Source organism: Pseudomonas sp. COW5, assembly GCF_026240005.1.
In the GTDB taxonomy this organism is placed as follows: Bacteria; Pseudomonadota; Gammaproteobacteria; order Pseudomonadales; family Pseudomonadaceae; genus Aquipseudomonas; species Aquipseudomonas kribbensis.
The window spans coordinates 3,734,387-3,753,329 of the sequence record NZ_JAPHVP010000001.1; the positions used below are offsets into that span (position 1 = coordinate 3,734,387).

The window sequence follows — 18,943 nt, forward strand, 5'->3', positions numbered from 1 at the left end:
ATAGTGCAAGTCCGGTCCGCGAAGATCAAATCCCGACCTTTGGAAATGAACAAGCCCGGCAATGGCCGGGCTTTGGTGTCTGCATTCTGCCGATCAGCTGATGGCAGCGGCGGTACCGGTTTTATCGAAACCGTCGGCAGCGATGGCAGCAGCAGTACCGGTCTTGTCGAAACCGTCGGCCGCGATGGCAGCGGCGGTGCCGGTTTTATCGAAACCGTCAGCAGCGATGGCTGCGGCAGTACCGGTCTTGTCAAAGCCATCGGCAGCAACGGCTTTGCCGACGTTGGTTTTATCGAAACCATCGGCAGCGTAGGTGCCCGAGTGGCTGGTTTCGATGGCAGCGCTGGCGCCGTTGATGAAATCGGCGGATTTGGTTTTGTCCGAGCCATCGGCGGCAAAGGTGTTGGCGGCCAGTACGGACAAGGTCAGGGCGAGGATCAGTTTGGTTTTCATGGTCGTTCTCCAGATTCGATATTCGTTGGCGGTGTGTCTTGCATGGGGTTCATGCTACGCCAACTAAATTGATTAAAAAGCGCAAAATAATGCTAAAAACAATCGATTAACTTGATATTAAGGGCGACGCATTCAATTCGTCTCGTCGTGGGAGCGAGCGACGCGCAGTCAATCGATCAGGTAAGTGCAGGATGCGGCAGGGGCATTAACCGGTGATTAATCGCCGCTTTTGGGCTGTGTGACAGATTTTTCATACATTCCCGACCGGTTTTTCACCCGCGTAACGCCAGTCTGCCGGCGGCCAGAAAACCAAGAACCGGCCGTCATACACTGGAGCTTTACCTGCAATGAACAAACTGCCTCAAATCACCCTGGCCTTCTGGGTCATGAAAATCTGCGCGACGACCCTGGGGGAAACCGCGGGGGATTTGCTGTCGATGACCCTGAACGTCGGCTACGCCATGAGCTCGCTGATCCTGATCAGCGTGTTCGTCCTGACGCTGGTCACGCAACTGATGTCCAAGACTTACAAGCCGCTGCTGTACTGGATCGTGATTCTGTCGACCAGCACCGCCGGCACCACCATGTCCGACTTCATGGACCGCACGCTGGAGCTGGGTTACGCCACGGGTTCCATGATCCTGATCGCGATCCTGCTGGCGATCTTCGCGGCGTGGCGCCTGAGCGGCGACTCGCTTAACGTCACCAAGGTGCAGAGCTTTCGCGGCGAGATGTTCTATTGGATGGCGATCCTGTTCTCCAACACCCTGGGCACCGCGCTCGGCGATTACCTGGCGGACGACTCGGGCCTGGGCTTTGCCGGTGGCGCGCTGTTGATCGGCTCGGCGATTGCGGTGGTGGTACTGCTCAAGTACTTCACGAAGATTTCGTCGGTGGCGCTGTTCTGGGTGGCGTTCGTGCTGACCCGGCCGTTTGGCGCGACCTTGGGCGACCTGATGACCAAGTCCCATGAGAAGGGCGGACTGGACTTCGGCACCATCGGTTCGTCGGCAGTGCTGGCAGGGATTCTGCTGGTGATGATCGTGGGCGCGTCTTATGCGCAGAAGCGCTATGGCGGCAAACAGGGCGTTGCCGAGTTGTCCTGATCGGGAAATCGGACAGGAAAGAAACGCGCGAAGGTCTTGCACCTTCGCGCGTTTTTTTTGCGATCAGTCAGTGACGATGCGCGAATGTTTCTGGGTGTCTTTCATGGTGATGTACACCAGCAGGGACACCGCGATGCACGCGGTCACGTACCAGTAGTAACCGGTTTCCATGCCGATGCTCTTGAACCACAGCGCGATGTATTCGGCGGTGCCGCCGAAGATCGACACGGTCAGTGCGTACGGCAGGCCGACGCCCAGGGCGCGGATTTCGGTCGGGAACAGCTCGGCCTTCACCACGGCGTTGATCGAGGTGTAGCCGCTGACGATGATCAGTGCCGCCATGATCAGGAAGAACGCGCCCCACCAGGTCTGGATGGTGTGCAGGGTCATCAGGATCGGCACGGTGAAGATCGTCCCGAGCACGCCGAAGGCGATCAGGATCGGGCGACGGCCGATCTTGTCGGACAGGCCGCCGATGATCGGTTGCAGGCACATGAAAAGAAACAGCGTGGCCGCAGAAATGGTGGTGGAATCGGAGATGCTCATGCCGACGGTGTTCACCAGGTATTTCTGCATGTAGGTGGTGTAGGTGTAGAACGCCAGCGTACCGCCCATGGTCAGGCCGACCACGGTGAGCAGTTCCTTCGGATGGCGCAGCAAGGTGCGCATGGCGCTTTCCTTGGACTTCTCTTTCTTGGTGAACGACTCGGTTTCTTCCATGCCGCGACGCAGGTACAGCGCGACGATTGCGCACAGCGCGCCGATGGCGAACGGAATACGCCAGCCCCACGCGTACAGTTGCTCAGTGGTGAGCATCTGCTGCAGCACGATCAACACGCCCAGCGCGATGAGCTGGCCGGAAATCAGGGTCACGTACTGGAAGCTGGAGAAGAAGCCGCGACGTTCCTTGGTCGCCATCTCCGACAGGTAAGTGGCGGAGGTGCCGTACTCGCCGCCGACCGACAGGCCCTGCAGCAGACGGGCAAACACCAGCAGGATCGGTGCGCCGATGCCGATGGTTTCGTAGTTCGGGCTGAGGGCGATCAGCAGGGAGCCGAAGCACATCAGGTACACCGAGGCCATCAGCGCCTTTTTACGTCCGACCTTGTCGGCGTACAGGCCCATCAGCCAGCCACCGATCGGGCGCATCAGAAAGCCCACGGCGAAGATCGCGGCGGTGTTCATCAACTGGGCGGTGGTGGAACCGGCGGGGAAGAAGGTTTTGGCGAAGTACAGCGAGAAGGCGGCATAGACGTACCAGTCGTACCACTCGACCATGTTGCCGACGGAACCGCTGAAGATCGACTTGATGCGACTGGCGGTGGTTCGTTCTTTGGCCGGCACGGCAGCCGACCCAAGAGGCAGGGCGTTGGAGTTATCCATTGAAGGATCCTTCGTTTAATTGTTTTTGTGGAGCGCGTTGAAACGCAGCCTGCGGGGGCTATAGCAGGAGCTGTGCCAACGGGGGGAGGGCCGGTTTAGAGGGGGGTGGGAGATGGGTTGAGCGGAAATCCGCTTATTGATGAGTGTTTATGAGCGGAAAGTTGCTTATTGGGGCGCAGATCAAGAGCCCCCTCACCCCAGCCCTCTCCCCCCGGGAGAGGGCTAGGGTGAGGGGGATGGATTTCAGCCACACCAAAATTCTGCAGCCGAACTCACTCAGCCAAAAACATCTCCCGACTCAACCCATGCCGCTGCATCTTTTCATTAAACGTGCGCCGCGGCAGTTGCAGCTCCTCCAGTACGGCTTTCACATCGCCCTTGTGCCGGGTCAGCGCGGCCCGCAGACACTGCGCCTCAAATGCCTCCTGCTGCGCCGCCAGCGACTGGCCGGGATCGATGCCCTGCACAGGCTCATCCAGCCCCAGAACCTGCCGCTCGGCAACGTTCGCCAGTTCCCGCACATTACCCGGCCAGTCGCTGGCGGCGCAGCAGGAGGCATTTGAGGCGCAGTGTCTGCGGGCCGCGCTGACCCGGCACAAGGGCGATGTGAAAGCCGTACTGGAGGAGCTGCAACTGCCGCGGCGCACGTTTAATGAAAAGATGCAGCGGCATGGGTTGAGTCGGGAGATGTTTTTGGCTGAGTGAGTTCGGCTGCAGAATTTTGGTGTGGCTGAAATCCATCCCCCGCACCCCCAAAGGGGGCGAGGGGGAAGGGAGCTGATCTTCATGCTTTTCTAAATCTGCGTTCGACTCAATATTTCAGGTCGATATACCTCCAAAGTACAACTCGGTCAGTCCCCGCTCCCCCGCCCCCCCAGGGGGGGGGGGTGGGGGCGGGGGAGAGGGGACTGACCGAGTTGTACTTTGGAGGTATATCGACCTGAAATATTGAGTCGAACGCAGATTTAGAAAAGCATGAAGATCAGCTCCCTTCCCCCTCGCCCCCTTTGGGGGAGAGGGCTGGGGTGAGGGGGATGGATTTCAGCCACACCAAAATTCTGCAGCCGAACTCACTCAGCCAAAAACATCTCCCGACTCAACCCATGCCGCTGCATCTTTTCATTAAACGTGCGCCGCGGCAGTTGCAGCTCCTCCAGTACGGCTTTCACATCGCCCTTGTGCCGGGTCAGCGCGGCCCGCAGACACTGCGCCTCAAATGCCTCCTGCTGCGCCGCCAGCGACTGGCCGGGATCGATGCCCTGCACAGGCTCATCCAGCCCCAGAACCTGCCGCTCGGCAACGTTCGCCAGTTCCCGCACATTACCCGGCCAGTCATGACTCAGCAGGTGGCTCAATTGCGCACCACTGAGCGGCGGAAAAGTCCGGCCCAATCGCTGGGCGGCGCTTTGGGCGAAGGATTCGAACAACAACGGGATGTCTTCCCGACGATCCCGCAACGGCGGCAGGCGCAGTTCGGCGACGTTCAGGCGATACGCCAGGTCCTCGCGAAAACGCCCGGCCCGGGCTTCGTCCAGCAAATCGGGTTTGGTCGCCGCGACGATGCGCAAGTCCACGCGAATGCTCTGGTTCGACCCCAGCCGCTCCAGTTTCTGTTCCTGCAACACCCGCAGCAGTTTCACCTGCTGGGCCAGCGGCATGCTTTCGATTTCATCGAGGAACAGCGTGCCGCCATCGGCGTATTCCAGTTTGCCGATGCGCTTGCCGGAGGCTCCGGTGAACGCGCCGCTTTCATGTCCGAACAACTCGGCTTCAAACAATTGCTCGGGGATCGCCGCGCAGTTCAGCGCCACGAAGGGTTTGTCGGCGCGCGGGCCGAAGTCGTGCAGGCAGCGGGCGACCAGTTCCTTGCCACTGCCGGTTTCACCACGGATCAGCACGTTGACCGGCAGCGTCGCCAGATCCAGCACCTGCCGGCGCAGGGTCTGCAAGCCACGGGATACACCGAGCAGCGTGGCATCGAGTTTCGCGCGATTGTCGGCCTGCTCGTGCAGGGCGCGGTTTTCCAGCACCAGCCGACGCTTGTCCAGCGCCCGGCGCAGGCTGCCGAGCAGGGTCTCGGGGCTGAAGGGTTTTTCCAGAAAATCATAGGCGCCGTCGCGCATCGCTTCGACCGCCATCGGCACATCGCCGTGGCCGGTGAGCAGAATCACCGGCAGGTCGGCATCCCGGCGTTGCACTTCGGCCAGCAGTTCAAGACCACTGAGACCGGGCATGCGCACATCGCTGACAATCACTCCGGCAAAATGCGCGGGCAGCGCTGCCAGGCATTCCTCGGCGCGGCTGAACAGCTGCACCTCGAACCCGGACAGGCTCAGCCATTGTTCGACGGCACTGCGAATACTGCTTTCGTCATCGACCACCATCACGCGGTTGAGCATCAGAGGTGCGCCTCCAGATCGATTGGCAGGGTCAGGCTGAACACCGCGCCGTTGTCGCCGTTCTCGGCGCTCAGGCGCCCGCCGGATTCGTGGACGATGGCAAACGACACCGCCAGCCCCAGGCCGAGGCCGTCACCCACCGGTTTGGTGGTGAAGAACGGATCGAACACCTGACCCAGATGTTCTTCGGCGATGCCGCCGCCATTGTCGATGACGCTCAGGCGCCACAGTTGTTCGTCGGCTTCCAGACGGATTTCCAGACGCTTGCAAGGTTTGCCCTGCATCGCATCGAGGGCATTGCGCAGCAGGTTGATCAGCACCTGTTCGAGGCGGATTGCATCGCCGCGCACCCAGGCCGGGCGGGTCAGGTGCAGCACCAGACTGACCTGTTCGTCGCGCATCCTTGCGTCGAGCAATTGCAGGGCCTGATCGACCACTGTCGCCAGATCCAGCCGTTCGCGCAAACCGCTGGGGCTCTTGCGGGCGAAGGTTTTCAAATGACCGGTGAGGGCCGCCATGCGCGTGAGCATCTCATCCACCGGTTTGAGCGCCTTGTAGGCGTCATCCACCCGGCCGTGATCGAGCAGCAGCCTCAGCGTTGCAAGCTGCATGCGCTGGGCGGTCAGCGGCTGATTGATTTCGTGGGCCAGCGCGGCGGACATCTGCCCCAGTGCCGCCAGTTTCGCCGACTGCACCAGACCATCCTGCGCCGTGCGTAAATCCCGGGTGCGTTCCTCGACCTGTTGCTCAAGTTCTTCGCGGCTGCGTTGGCGCATCTTCGCTAGACGCCAGCGCTGGTTGAGGAACAACAGCAGGAACACCAGCGCCAGCCACACCCCCGCTGCGGCGAGCCCGGCATTGCGCTGGTCTTCGAAGGACAGTTGTGGGCGACGCAGCAGGTGCAGGGTCCAGCCTTCGGCGGTCAGCGGCAGGGATTCCCACAGGTAGTCCGCCGTGCCTTGCGGAGCCTCGACACGGCGCAGATCGCTATTGTCATCAAAGCGGCGCAGGGACAGATGAGTCAGCGGCACCAGCGACTGCTTGTCGTATTGGCGGGTGGCCTTGATCTCCCGGTAATCGGCCGGGGTCAGCGGGTGCAGCAAGCGATAGCGCCATTCGGGCTGGTTGGCGATGAAGACGATGCCCCGGGCATCGCTGACCAGCAGGGTGTCGTTGCCATGGCTCCATTCGCGCTCAAGCTCCGGGAATTCCAGTTTGACCACCATCGCCCCGAGGAACTCGCCGTTGTCGCCCAATACAGCGCTGGACAGGAAATACCCGGGAATCCCGCTGGTCACGCCGACCGCGTAGAAACGCCCGGTGCCCTGGGTACGGGTCTGGCTGAAATAGGGGCGAAAGCCGTAGTTGTGGCCAACGTAACTGCTGGGCAGACGCCAGTTGCTGGCAGCCACCGCCAGGCCTGTGTGGTCGAGCAGTTCAAGGGTCGAGGATTGTGCGGCGCCGTTGATCTTTTCCAGCTTCAGGTTCAGCGCCGCTTGCTGTTCGGCATCCACCGGCCCCGCCAGCGCCGCACGCAATTGCGGGTCCAGTGCCAGCACGGCGGGCAGGGCGCGGTAGCGGTCGATCAGGGTGTGCAGCGAATTGGCGTACAGCGCCAGTTGCTGGTTGGCCCGGGCAGCGTCCTCCACCAGCGCCTGGCGCTCGGCGTGGCGGATCGCAAGCGTCGCGGCGAGGGCGGCGCCGGCGAGGATCAGCAGGGTGTACAGCGTCAAGCGCACAAGGCGTGAGGTCGCGGGCATGGACGTATCAGGCGCAGAATGGGGCGAGCACGATAGCATGCACAGGCGGACTTCTCGCTAGGTGCCACCCTGGCGTGCACGTCTGATCACAGATTGGGTCTGCCTCAATTGTCTGATGGTTGCATTCGTTGCAGTGATCACTGATTCACGTGTATCACCGGCAGCGTTGCCGAAAATTTTGCCGAGCGGTCTGTAGGTGTGGATAGCGTCGCGCCCGGCGGCTTCGAATAGGCTGTCCAGCACGCCCACGGCTTCATTCAGGATTTCGATCATTCCGGAGATGTGTTGATCGGCGCGGGTCAGCTTTTCGTCGGTCAGTTCCAGACCTGCTCCTGCGATCTCATGAAGTATTTCAAAGGTGCCGGTCACTGTACTCAACGCCGCACCGATTTCGCTCGAGAACGGTGTATTGGCGGCCTTCATGCCAATACTCGCACCGACATTCAGAGCCTCCTTGCCGCCCTTCAGCCAGCCCTTTCTGTTCATTTGCACGACACCTAGCCCGATGCCTTTGAACTTGTTGTACGCGTACGAACCATAGTTCATGGCCTTGTAGTCACCTTTATTGATGATCCTGTTCGGATCCAGCTTCCCGGACTTGAATTTGACCGATGCGCTGAGGCTCGTACGCTCCAATGCAAAATCCAGCCCCATGCTCACTGCCTTTTTCGTCACGACCCCGAGGGTCGCGCCAACGGCGATACCGGGGGGGCCCGCGACACTACCCAACGCCGCCGCTGTCGCTCCGATGCCGATACCCGCTCCATAAGAGATGGCTTGCGCTGCAACGTGTGCGCCAATCCTCAATGCAGCGGACTGTCCGTGTGCCAAAGCAGACTGGTGATTATTGATTTGTGTCTCGGCTTCTCGCGCACGTCGTGTCGTGAGATCCAGAATTTTTGTATGCCGGCCCACCGCTCTGGATAGCGCCATATCGGCCTTGTATTGCTGTTGATCAGCTGCGCTTCGGGATTGTCTTGTGGAACGTTGCTGCCCAGTCTCCAGAAAGCTGTCCATGAAGTCCCACAGCTCCCGTCCGTCATCGTCGATGAAAGTAATCGGGTTATTCCCCACGAAGGCGTACAGGTTCAAACCATCCACAATGCCCGCCGGATCGGTACTGATCCAGCGCCCCAACCAGTCGGCGTAATAACGCGCGCCGTAGTAATACAAGCGGGTGACATCCATTTCCTTGCCCGAACATCGGATGAAGCGGTAATCCACTTCGATCACCGTGCGCGCCACCATCCATGCGGTGGTGCCGAACGGCAGATAGCCTTCATGGCTGATCATACGTGCCTGTTGGTCCAGTTCCAGCGAGACCGACCCCAGATGATCGCTCTGGGTATAGCGCAACTGATCGGCCTCGATGCCCGCCGGTTTGCCGGCCACCCAGTGCAAGCAGACCACGTTGCCACTGGCTAGCGACAGGTTGATCAGGTGTAACTCTTCGCCGTTGTCTCGGGTACGAATCTCCAGCCCTGGCAAATAGCGCACTTCATGGAAGTGGCTGGCTTTTATAGTGTGAGTGTCGTGACGTTTGTATACCCGCTCGCCCTGGCTGTAGTGGTAATACTCTTCATCGTTGGCGCTGCTGCCGTCGCGGTCGACGAGGATTACCCTGTCCAGCTCGCCACGATTGTTCCATTGCATCGGCACGCCGGGTTGCAGGGCTTGCAGGTTGCCGACGGGGTCGAACAGTTTTGTGAAGTCCGGAGGTGGATCACCCTGTTTCCAGCGTACGCCGCGATTGCTCGACGGATCGATCAACATCTCGGCGGTGTGGTTGGCACCATCGCGGATGTGGACGGTTTTGACGAGGTTGTCGCCGTTGTCGTATTCGTAGTGCTCGATGTAATTGCGTCGGTCGGCGGGATCGCTCGGCTGCGGCCTTCCGAGGTTGTCCGAGGGCGGGGCGTCGGTGTAGCCGGTGGCGTGGATCAACCTGTACAACGTGTCGTAACGAAACTCGCGGTGACCATCAACCCGCTGGTTGCGAAAAAACGTCGGGGTGTAGGCGTGATCGAGAATGCGGGAGATGTTGCCCGTCCGGTCGTATTCGTACTCGAAGTCCTGAAGCACCGGTCCCGAATCCTTCTGTACACTGTGACGATCCAGGCGCCCGTCGGTGGCCCGATAGTGCCAGTGGCTGATGACACCGTTGCCGGCCCGTTGCTCGATGATCTGTCCGGCGGCGTTATACCGGGCATCCTGCAACACCGTTTGCCAGGTGGTTACTCCGTTCAGTTGCAGCTGCACCCGACTGAGTTGACCGGCCACGTCGTATGTCGACAGTTGCTGATGGCCCCCGGCATCGGTCTGACTCAGTACCGTGCCCAGAGGACTGAAGCTGCGATGACTGGCAAAGGATTTGTCATCGCGAAAAGTGCGGGTTTCGTGCAATCCGTTTCCCGTCAACCCGACGCTGTGAAATTCGATGGTGCCGGACGGGTCATCCAGTTTGATCAACTGCCCGCGCAGGTTATGGCCAGCGTCATGTGCGGAGTTGGCGTATGTCATCGTTTCGACGTCTGGAATGCCGTTTTCTTCAATGGTCAACGGGCGCAATTGGTCATCGTAGGTCATGACCCGATGATCCCCGTTCGCGTCCCAGGATTGTTCGGGTAATCCGGCCAGACCGGGCAGGATGATGGACATGCCGGCATCGACGCTGACCGTCCTGAGCGCCTGACCATTGAGTGCGAAAAGCGTGACGGTATTCGGAGTGGGCAGACGTGGATCGCGTTGAGCCACTGGTCGTCCGGCCACATCATGGTAGTAGCAGGTAGTGAGCGACTGAACCTCCTCACCCGCCATCTTGCGCAGGTATTCGACCTGCCGTATCCCGAGCGTGCGCGGGTCCTGAACCTGCATGCTGGGCGTATGCCAGTAAACGGACTGACTCATGGGGATGCTCCTTGTTCAGGGACGCGCGCTGCGTCGCCGCATCAGGAACTGATTGTCGGTGGTGCCCATTTCCCTGTACCAGGCCATGCCTTTTTGCATTCGGTTGATATAGTCCAGCGTCTTTCCGGTCTTTTGTCGCAGGCCTGAGCGGGTGATCGGCTCGAGCGTTTCAGGGGACGTCATGTGGGTGATGTTGGGAATGTGGTCAACCGGATGGATGACGTCCGTACCCAATGCGTCAAAAGCCGCCTCGGCCCAGGCGGAGCGTTGTTCTACGGCCTCTTTCCATTCACTGAGCATCGTTTCGATCTTGCCGACCTTGACGGGATCGAGGCGGTTCTTGATGTCTTCGGCTTCAACGGCGCGGGCAAATAAATTGAACGTGCCGCCAAGGATCGATATCCATGCTCCAACCAGACGCCCCATCACAAATTCAGGATTGAGCACCGAGTTGAGTACCGGGTGGATCAGTTCATCCTTGATGCTCCGCCAGTTGCCGTGGGCATCATTGGCGACTTCCGGGATGCCCATTGCTTTATCGATCGCGGACACGGAGATGGTTGAAGTCTGCGGTATGAGTGCGCCGATCAGCCCCATACCTGTGACCGGAGCGGCCACACCACCCGCGATGTCTCCGCCGACGTTGCCACCCGTCGCCGCCTCGATGAAGGGCAAGCGGTGCACTCTGCTGTGAGAGGCGATATGCCGGACATCCGGGATGAACTGCCCGACCTGCTCTCCGCCGATGTTCCCGGCTTCGTAGCCGAATACCCCAGTGGCCACTTCGCCTACAGCATTGGCCAGCAGGCTTCTCTTGATGTTTTTCTGGTGGATGATGTTGTCGATCTGCACCAATGTCTGCCCGGCAACGCCTTCCAGTATCGACACAAAACCCGAGTACAGCATGATGACGCTTTCCTCCTGCGCACCTCCCGAAGGATCGACATAACGAAGCGGGTTGTTGGATACAAAGGCGTAAAGGTTCAGCCCGTCCACAGCGCCGGCCGGGTCGGCGCTCACCCAGCGACACAGCCACGGTGCGTAATACCGCGTGCCGTAGTAATAAATCCCGGTGACATCCATTTCCTTGCCCGAATAGCGGGTGAACTTGTAGTCCGCTTCGATCTGCGAGCGGGCGGCCATCGACGAGGTAGCGCCGAAGGCGTAGTAGCTTTCGCGGCTGATCACCAGCGCCAGTTGATCAGTCTCTGTCACGCTTGATCCCAAATGGTCGGTGAGGCAATAACACACCCGATCTGCATCGACACCGGGTGGTTTGCCGGCGACCCAGTGCAGACACGTCACCTCGCCGACACCGGTGGCGACGGTGATCCGGTGCATTTCTTCACCGCTGCTTTTGGTACGGATTTCCAGGTTGCCCACGTAGTGCACTTCTTCGACGTGGCTGACTTTGCGAGTGTGGGTTTCGTGGCGTTTATAGACCCTTGCACCCTGGCTATAGTGATACAGCTCCTGATCGGGCGGGCCGCTGGCGTGTTCCACGAGAATCAGCGATGCCAGCTGATTGCGGCTGTTCCAGTCCATTGGCTGGCCGGGTTGCAGGGCCAAAAGATTGCCGGCGTGGTCGAACAGGGCGTTGAAGTCAGGCGCCGGGTCACCTGGTTTCCAGCGCACACCGCGATTGCTGGCAGGATCGATGAACATCTCGCGGGTGTAGGTGTTGCCGTCGCGAACGTGGGTCAGTTTTTTCAGGCTGTTGCCGTCGTCGTATTCGAAAGATTCGACATAGTTGCGTCGGTCATCGGGATCGGTGGGTTGCGGCCGCCCGGGGTTGTCCGTGGGCGGGGCGTCGCTGTAACCGGTGGCGCGGGTCAGGCGGTACACCGAGTCATATCCAAATGTGCGTTCACCGTCGACCCGCTGGTTGCGGAAAAACGTCGGTGTGTAGGTGTGGTCGACAATGCGGAGGGTGTTACCCACCAAGTCATATTCATATTCGAAATCCTGAATCGCCGGCCCTGAAGCCTTTTGCGCGTACTGCCGCAGCAGGCGCCCGTCGGCGGATCGGTAGTGCCAGTGACTGGTCACACCATTGCCGAGCTGTTGTTCGGTGATCTGGCCGGCGGCGTTGTAATCCGCGCCATTCAAAATGTCCTGGAAGGATTGCCCGCTGAGTTGCAGTTGCATCCGGACAAGTTGCCCGGCGACGTCGTAGTTCGATTGTTGCACATGCCCGCCGGCATCGATGGTTTGCAACAGGGCACCCACGGCGCTGAAACGTTGGCGGCTGGTGCAGGTCTTGCCGTCCTTGAAGGTGCGGGTTTCTTCCAGTGCCTGGCCGTTCATGGCGAAGCTGTTGATTTGCACCGTGCCTGAAGGATCGCTCAGCGCTGTCATTTGCCCGCGCCGGTTGTGCGTCGGGTCGGCCGATGCGGTTTCATGGCTGAAGGTTTCGAAGTTCGATGAACCGTTTTCTGCAACGGCCCGCAAACGCAGTTGCGGGTCGTAGGTCATCTCCCGGTGATTGCCGTTTGCATCCCAATTCTGCAAAAACTCGCCGCCGGGTCCAGGCAGAACCGTGTTTTCGCCACTGTCAACGTTGTGAGTCTTGAGCGCCAGGCCGTCCAACCGGAATACCGTTGTTGTATTGGGTGTGGGCAGACGCGGATCCCGCTGTGCAACAAGATGACCGGCAACGTCATATTGCAGTCGATTGATCAGCGCTCGCACGGCTTCCCCGGCCACCGTGCGCAGGTACTCGACTTGTCTGACGGCTTCGCCGCGCGGGCCGATTACCGACAGAGTCGGTGTGAGATGGTGCACGCTGGCGTTCATGATTTGATCCGTTTTGCGGATTTTGCAGGTATCGGTTTTTTTGCGGGTGTGACCGGTGTTGGCTCTTCCGTGTCGTTGTAGTCGTAGCTGAGCGTGAACCATGGATGCAGAATCATGAACGCCAGATGGTCAAGGGCATTGATGGTCTGGATCGGCCGCCCCAAGGCGTCGTAGAACATCCGGTCGTGGTAGGCGTGCGCGCGCATGGCGCTGTCATTGATGCAGCGATGGGTGTTGAGGAAATAGGGGCGGTAGACCCGGATGGTTTCGCCTTTGTGGTTGTATTCCACACGCCTCTGAACCCGCCAGCGCGGATCTGCTTGTGCCTCGACAGGATCGCCATTTGCGTCAATGACAAGCTTGTCTTCAAGTGTGGCCTGGAACGCCTTGCCTTGCGGGACGAGCTGTTTGTTTTGCAAGTCGCGGCCGAAGCCGTCGACGTAGCTGATCGTTCTCTGAATCTGTTGCAGCGAGTCGGTGTGGTAGCGGTCTGCGACCATTCTGAGGCTATGCACTGGTTGCCTCAGGGCTGTATGGATGATCTTCAGCAGGGTCTGTTCGCTGGCCGTACGTTTTTTGCGTTGGTTCAACCAGCCCAAGGCTGAGGCACGGATGCGACCATCAGGAAGGATCAGGCCTTTGGCGATCCATTCCTTTCTTTTGAGCGGCAATGTCTTGAGCGGGAGCAACGGCATCCAGCTGAACAGCTCGGTGCGCACTGCACTGGCTGCGTGGGCGAGAACGAGCTGCGGATTGGCAAGGGCGTATTCGACGCTCAGATCAGACTGCGGCGGGTAGGCGGACAAAGGCGCGAATCCGGCTGGCAATCCTTCTTCCGTGCCATGAAAACTGAGCACCATGGGCTGGCCGCCTGCGTCATAAAGAACTTCCTGAATGTTCTCGTTGGGATCGGTGACTTTGAGCGGCTGCAGGGTGTGCATGTCGTATGTCACCGATGTCACGCAGCCATCCGGCAGGGTGATGGCAATGGTCAGCAGATGGTCTGCGTCCCAGGTGATGAGCGTCACGCCATGGCTGGCGGTCTGCTGCACTTCGGTGACGTGGTAAAAACCGCTGGCATCGGCGTAGGTGAAAAAGCCGCTCAGAGCTGACCACAGATTTAGCAACAGATCCTGTGCTGGATCTTCCGGGAAGAACAGCTTCATGGGGCTGTAGCCGATTTTTCTCAGCTCGTCCCGAATGACTATCGGGACGTCGTCGTAGGCCTCAAGGGCCTTTTTGTCGAACACGGCCTGCTCGGTCGGCCCGGTCAACGGCGGGTAGATAATTTTGCCGGCGGACTCCAGATACGTGTGCTGCGAGAGCGAGGTCAGCTCCCGCGCGGCTGTCCATTCGGCACTGTCTTTATACCGGTCGAAATTTTCGAAACTGATGTCCGCCGCTCTCAGCCCGCCCGGCGGCGCACCCTTGGGCAGCTTCATTGCGTTGCTGCGCTGGCGCCAGGGCAAGCCGAGCAGCCAGTGACCGTCGGTGGTCAGGTGATTGAATCCGGCAAGGGTTTCTGTCAGATAGAAGGACCGCTGTTGTTCATCGTGGCTGTCCACCCATGCTCGCAGTTGATCCTCTCGATCAAAGGGCGGTTTGTCCGTATCGGTGCGGCGGCGAGCACAGGCGACCGTGAAACCGTGAGTCAAATGGCCGTATTCGTCCCACGCCAGATTGACCCCGTGCTGACAGTTCGGGTCGTCCATGAAGCGTTCGTATTGGTGGCTGCGGGTTTCCAGCTCCAGCACCAACAGACTGGACGGATTTTCTTTGACCACTCGAACCAGGTAGCGCGATTCGCTCAGGGAGAACAGGCGTGCCGGGGCGGGGTCGTCCGCCTGGCAGACCTCGGTGCGAAGCAGGCGACCAACAAAGGCGTAGGCGATTTCGCGATTGTCGTCGGCCTTGCGCTGTTTGCGAATTCGCTCCTTTCGGCCCTTGGCATCGAACGTTGAAATGACCGTAGGCCCCAGCGGCGTTATCTCGTCGTCGAGTTTGCAGGTGCCTTTCAAGGCAGGATCGATGCTGCTACCGGTATGAAACCAGTGCGTCACGCGCATCGGCGCCGTGTGGCCACTTTCAGCCTTGCCCGGCTCCAGTTCACCGTCGGTCTGGCAGACTCTGCCGAAGCCGCGAAACTCACGTTCGTAACCGTCGTAGTAACCCTCGAAATATTCGTGGAACTGCATCAGGTAATTGCCGGTGATTTCATCGTCCTGGCGCAACCAGTGAAGCACCATCTGGGGAAAGGGCAGAAGGCAGACAGGACGCCGGCGCGCCATCAGTTCCATGCGTTTCTCGTCCAGCCAGAATTGCGCACTGCTGCGATATTTCAGAGTTGCGCCGTAGCCCATGTTGTTGTTGCAGCCGGTGAGCAGGTACGGCCGTTCACTGACGAAGTGATACACCCAGTGCTGTGGTTTCATGTGGGGTTTGGTGAACAGCAGGCTGGCGCAACCGATGCCTTGCAGGTCGGCGAGGGTCACCTGGCAGCGGTTGTCGTAGCGGATGCCGTCGGGCCATTTAACGATGTCCGGGATTTGCTCAAAGGTATTGCCACCGAGGTTCCAATAGATCTCGAAGTGATCGGAACACAGACGGATCAATGCCGGTGCACCGGAGCCATCGAGATCGGCAAATCGAATCTGATCGGCATTGAAATGTGCGTACTCGAAGGGTAGCGCGCTGATCGCAACCCGTTTGCCGAAATGGCCGTGGCCCAGATTGGCCCAGGTTTCGATCCCGTCGTGACGAACCCGGCACAGTCCCGAGAGGTCACTGGCGTGCAGGTTGCCGAACATCACAAGCACGGTGCGGGCGTCGCTGAACAGCGGTAAACGATCCGGGGTATGCGGCACATCCTGGCCGGGAGCAAATCCTTTTTCCCTCAGGTTGGCATACACCCGGACGCTGTTCGGGCCGATCAGGGCCATGGAATCCAGGCCATCGCCGCTCAAGTCTCCCAGCTGGGTCAACTGATGGAAAAAATCCACGGGAAACTGGCGGAACGACTTGAACAACGACCAGGTGCCATCCGGGTTGAGTGTGTAATACCCGCTGCCACCGGGTTGCGCGACGACCCAGTCCAGGCGCCCGTCACCAGTGAGGTCGATCAGGATCACGACCACGGGCTTGCTGCTGTCGGCATTCGGGATCAGCGGCAGCAGTGTCCAGGGACCGTAGACGATTTCGTCCGTACCGGGCGTGCCGCGCAAGGGCTCGCGGTAGTACCAGGCCCCGTCGTACTGGCAGAGAAAACCGGGCAGGCTTTCGCCGTAAAGATCGACGCAATGGTAGGGCTGGCCGTCGTTGAGGCCGGGCATTTGGTCGAGTGGCAGGAAGGGTTTGGGGGTAGTGTCGAGTATCAGCGTTTCATAAAAATATTCGAGGGGCGGCATGTGCTTGACGCGACCTGTAGCGTCATAACTCATGTAGTGCGCGGCTTTCAGGTGGTTGTACCGATGCTGTGTGGGTTCGTGCTCCAGCAGCAGGCGATTGAGCAGAACCGGAGTGGGGCCGGTGTGGTTGAACAACAGGAACTGCCGGCACATGCGCCGGGTGCCCACTTCAAAACCATAACGATGCATACGAAACGGGTCGGTACGGATCGCCCAGGCATCCTCGTTGGCGGCATACGGAGGAACATCGTCATACCCGGAGACGCGTTCGCCGTAGTCAATGATCAGTCGGAACAGCCAGTCGAGTAATTCGGGTTGAGCGTGATCAAGACAGTACAGATCGGCACTGGCGGTCTTGTTGCAATAACAGACCTGTCGCAGGTAACGCTGGGCACTGTAGTCAAAACGGGCGTCAGTGGTTTTGTCGTCGGTCTTGTATTGGTAAAAGATGCTTTCGCCCACGGGGTTCCTGACTTCCACCAGCAACCACACTGCGATAAGGGTTGGGTCCACCGGGTCATGGATGCAGGCATCCAGGGTGTTGCCGTAGCAATACTGAGAGCCATCGGCACCAAAGACCACCCAGAACCCATGGCCGCCACCGGTGGGGGTCCAAAGCTCGTAGCGGGTGAAGGTCGCTTCCAGGCGCGGAATGTAGAGCACCACGGAATAGGTTTTGGCGTTCCTGCCTTTACCGCGTGTACGCTTTTTGGCCTTGATCCTGCCACGGGCCGTCAGCTCGGGGCGCAGGTCGGTGCCGTCGGCCTGCATGACATCGGCGGCTTCGTACTTTGGCACTCCTTTGCTGGTCTTGCGCGAGATGGCGGGCAGCGGCAGATCCCAACCGAGCCCGCACTTGCCGTTGCCCGCGTTACCGTCGTAGACCAACTGCAACTCGGGATTGAGCGAGCGCGCATTCAGGATCGGGAGGGGCAGGGTATAAGAGCGCTGCCCGGTCGCACCGATCTCCCCCCAACTGCGCCCATTCGTTGCAATGGACGCAGTCTTGGCAATGGAGGGAGGAGTGACGAGCGCATCTGCATCAAGGGCCATGGCAACGCAACCTGTGAACGTCGAGTTTCCACGCTAACAGAGGGTGTTGGCCGTGACACCTGTCAGATCTGACAGGTGCCGACTGACGGCAGGCGAAAAAAAACCGGGCGGTCATCGCTGACCGCCCGGTTTTTCACAAGCAGGTGAAGCGCTTACTGCACTTCCACCGCCAGGCTTTCGCTGATCTTCTGTTGCCAGATCGCAGGACCGGTGATGTGTACCGATTCACCTTTGCTGTCCACCGCAACGGTGACCGGCATGTCCTTGACCTCGAACTCGTAGATCGCTTCCATGCCCAGCTCGGCGAACGCCAGGACCTTGGACTTCTTGATCGCTTGCGCCACCAGGTAAGCGGCACCGCCGACGGCCATCAGGTAAACGGCCTTGTTGTCCTTGATCGCGTCGATGGCGGTCGGGCCGCGCTCGGACTTGCCGATCATGCCCAAAAGGCCGGTCTGCTCGAGGATCTGACGGGTGAACTTGTCCATCCGCGTGGCGGTGGTCGGGCCAGCCGGGCCAACCACTTCGTCACCGACCGGATCAACCGGGCCGACGTAGTAGATGAAGCGACCCTTGAGGTCTACCGGCAGGGTTTCGCCCTTGTTCAGCATCTCGACCATGCGCTTGTGCGCCGCGTCGCGACCGGTGAGCATCTTGCCGTTGAGCAGGACGGTTTCGCCCGGTTTCCAGCTCTGCACGTCTTCCGGGGTCAGGGTGTCGAGGTTGACGCGACGGGCCGACGGGCCGGCTTCCCAGACGATTTCCGGGTAGGCGTCCAGCGGTGGTGCTTCCAGCGAGGCCGGGCCGGAACCGTCGAGCACGAAGTGCGCGTGACGGGTGGCGGCGCAGTTCGGGATCATGCACACCGGCAGCGAGGCTGCGTGGGTCGGGTAATCCATGATCTTCACGTCGAGCACGGTGGTCAGGCCACCGAGGCCCTGGGCGCCGATGCCCAGCTGGTTGACCTTCTCGAACAGCTCCAGACGCATTTCTTCGATGCGGTTCTGCGGGCCACGGGCCTTGAGCTCGTGAATGTCGATGGATTCCATCAACACTTCTTTCGCCATCACAGCGGCTTTCTCGGCGGTACCGCCGATGCCGATGCCCAGCATGCCCGGCGGGCACCAGCCGGCGCCCATGGTCGGAACGGTCTTCAGCACCCAGTCGACGATCGAGTCGGACGGGTTGAGCATGGCCATTTTCGACTTGTTCTCGGAACCGCCGCCCTTGGCCGCCACGTCCACTTCCACGGTGTTGCCCGGGACGATGGAGTAGTGGATGACCGCCGGGGTGTTGTCCTTGGTGTTCTTGCGAGCGCCCGCCGGGTCGGCGAGGATCGAAGCACGCAGGACGTTTTCCGGCAGGTTGTAGGCGCGGCGCACGCCTTCGTTGATCATGTCGTCCAGGCTCATGGTCGCGCCATCCCAACGCACGTCCATGCCCACACGCACGAACACGGTCACGATACCGGTGTCCTGGCAGATCGGCCGGTGGCCGGTGGCGCACATGCGCGAGTTGATCAGGATCTGCGCCATCGAGTCACGGGCCGCTGGCGATTCTTCGCGCAGGTAGGCTTCGTGCATCGCCTGGATGAAGTCCACGGGGTGGTAGTAGGAAATGAATTGCAGGGCGTCGGCAACGCTCTGAATCAGGTCGTCTTGCTTGATCACGGTCATGAGTCG

The 18,943-nt window shown here is 60.1% G+C and carries 9 protein-coding genes and 2 pseudogenes; 2 read left to right on the forward strand and 9 right to left on the reverse strand.

Annotated features, from left to right (window positions below):
* Positions 1-93: 93 nt before the first annotated feature.
* Positions 94-453, reverse strand: coding sequence for a hypothetical protein (locus OQ248_RS17080; RefSeq protein WP_265813397.1), 360 nt, complete (start codon positions 451-453; stop codon positions 94-96).
* Positions 454-800: 347 nt separating this feature from the next.
* Here OQ248_RS17080 and OQ248_RS17085 point away from each other — a divergent pair, with 347 nt between their 5' ends.
* The gene (locus tag OQ248_RS17085) at positions 801-1,559 is read left to right on the forward strand and encodes a hypothetical protein (RefSeq protein WP_119427823.1); all 759 of its coding nucleotides are present in this window, start codon (positions 801-803) and stop codon (positions 1,557-1,559) included.
* A gap of 63 nt (positions 1,560-1,622) precedes the next feature.
* Here the strand turns inward: OQ248_RS17085 and OQ248_RS17090 are convergent, their stop codons facing one another.
* Together OQ248_RS17090 and OQ248_RS17095 are read right to left on the reverse strand one after the other, a co-directional pair.
* Positions 1,623-2,942 carry an MFS transporter gene (locus OQ248_RS17090; protein WP_248742584.1) on the reverse strand — a complete coding sequence of 440 codons (1,320 nt, stop codon included), beginning with the start codon at positions 2,940-2,942 and terminating at the stop codon, positions 1,623-1,625.
* Positions 2,943-3,214: 272 nt separating this feature from the next.
* A pseudogene (locus tag OQ248_RS17095) lies at positions 3,215-3,478 on the reverse strand (helix-turn-helix domain-containing protein); the annotation flags it as partial.
* Between OQ248_RS17095 and OQ248_RS17100 the strand changes: the two are divergent.
* A pseudogene (locus tag OQ248_RS17100) lies at positions 3,468-3,647 on the forward strand (helix-turn-helix domain-containing protein); the annotation flags it as partial. The pseudogenes OQ248_RS17095 and OQ248_RS17100 sit on opposite strands and share 11 nt — an antisense overlap.
* 365 nt (positions 3,648-4,012) lie before the next feature.
* Here OQ248_RS17100 and OQ248_RS17105 read toward each other — a convergent pair.
* The 6 genes from OQ248_RS17105 to OQ248_RS17130 all read right to left on the reverse strand — a co-directional run bounded on the left by OQ248_RS17105 (position 4,013) and on the right by OQ248_RS17130 (position 18,937).
* A complete protein-coding gene (locus tag OQ248_RS17105; RefSeq protein ID WP_265813398.1) occupies positions 4,013-5,341 on the reverse strand; it encodes a sigma-54 dependent transcriptional regulator in 1,329 nt (442 codons plus the stop codon).
* Positions 5,341-7,101: an ATP-binding protein gene (locus tag OQ248_RS17110; RefSeq protein ID WP_265813399.1), complete on the reverse strand. Its 1,761-nt coding sequence runs from the start codon at positions 7,099-7,101 to the stop codon at positions 5,341-5,343. The genes OQ248_RS17105 and OQ248_RS17110 overlap by 1 nt, the downstream gene beginning before the upstream one ends.
* 57 nt (positions 7,102-7,158) lie before the next feature.
* Positions 7,159-10,008 carry an RHS repeat-associated core domain-containing protein gene (locus tag OQ248_RS17115; protein ID WP_265813400.1) on the reverse strand — a complete coding sequence of 950 codons (2,850 nt, stop codon included), beginning with the start codon at positions 10,006-10,008 and terminating at the stop codon, positions 7,159-7,161.
* 15 nt (positions 10,009-10,023) lie between these two features.
* A complete protein-coding gene (locus tag OQ248_RS17120) occupies positions 10,024-12,804 on the reverse strand; it encodes an RHS repeat-associated core domain-containing protein (RefSeq protein ID WP_265813401.1) in 2,781 nt (926 codons plus the stop codon).
* On the reverse strand, positions 12,801-17,261 hold the full coding sequence (locus tag OQ248_RS17125) for a SpvB/TcaC N-terminal domain-containing protein (RefSeq protein WP_265813402.1): 4,461 nt from the start codon (positions 17,259-17,261) through the stop codon (positions 12,801-12,803). The genes OQ248_RS17120 and OQ248_RS17125 overlap by 4 nt, the downstream gene beginning before the upstream one ends.
* 152 nt (positions 17,262-17,413) lie before the next feature.
* Positions 17,414-18,937: a fumarate hydratase gene (locus tag OQ248_RS17130; RefSeq protein WP_007960181.1), complete on the reverse strand. Its 1,524-nt coding sequence runs from the start codon at positions 18,935-18,937 to the stop codon at positions 17,414-17,416.
* Positions 18,938-18,943 lie beyond the last annotated feature (6 nt).